The 890-nt window shown below is 76.7% G+C and carries 1 protein-coding gene and 1 pseudogene; one reads left to right on the plus strand and one right to left on the minus strand.

Annotation, left to right across the window (positions count from 1 at the left end):
- Positions 1–166: pseudogene (locus VT52_RS36615) on the plus strand (6-phosphofructokinase); the annotation flags it as partial.
- Positions 167–205: 39 nt separating this feature from the next.
- On the opposite strand, the gene VT52_RS35100 reads toward VT52_RS36615, so the two are convergent.
- Positions 206–890, minus strand: a 685-nt coding sequence (locus VT52_RS35100) for a helix-turn-helix domain-containing protein (RefSeq protein WP_071387779.1), incomplete at its 5' end; no start/stop codon positions are given.

Raw genomic sequence — 890 nt, forward strand, 5'->3', positions numbered from 1 at the left:
CACCCGCTTCGGCTGGCACGCCGTCGAGGCCGCCCACCGCGGCGAGTTCGGCCGGATGACCGCCCTGCGCGGCACCGACATCCGGATGGTCCCGCTCGCGGAGGCGGTCACCGAGCTGAAGACGGTCCCGAAGGACCGGATGGACGAGGCGGAGTCGGTCTTCTAGGACGCCGGGCCGCCGGAGCGGCCCCTGCCGGCGGGAGCGCTACGGTTCCCGCCGGACGGCCGCCCAGAAGTTCTCCACGATCCGCTCCAGGAACTCCTCCCCGGCGGCCCCCGCCGTGCCCCCGCCGCCCCAGCCGAGGGTGGCGGTCATCCGGCCCTGGTAGTCCCGGTGCAGCCGGCGCAGCGACTCCTCCAGGACGGGGCGCTCCACGGCCGTCAGCTCCCCGACCTGGCGCACGTACGCCTGCCAGCGTGTGGTCACGGCCCCGCGCAGCAACGCGGCGAGCGGCTCCGTACGACCGGTGACGGCCACGACGTCCGCGGGCTCCAGCCGCAGCACCCGGACCAGGTCCAGGACCTGCCGCTCGGTGCCGCGCCAGGTGCCGTCCTCCTCCATCCGCAGGTACGCCGGGAGAGCCATGCCGACGGCACGGGCGACGTCCTGCGGCGCGACGCCGCGGGCGATGCGGTGCTCGCGCAGCGTGCGGGGGCGGCCGAGGAGTTCTCCGGGGTCGCACCACAACGCCCCGGCGAGCGCGGCGAGTTCGGTGTGGTCCGGGGCGGCGGTGCCGCGCTCCCAGGCGAGTACGTGCCCGGGGGTGACGTAGGGCAGTCCGTACGCGGACCGCAGGGCGTGGGCGACGTGCTCGGGACCCATGCCGAGCGCGCCGCGCAGCCGGCGGGCGGCCTGGGCGTCGAAGGGGGGCGGAGGCGGGGGAGAGGAG

The organism is Streptomyces malaysiense, from assembly GCF_000980885.2.
GTDB lineage: Bacteria > Actinomycetota > Actinomycetes > Streptomycetales > Streptomycetaceae > Streptomyces > Streptomyces malaysiense.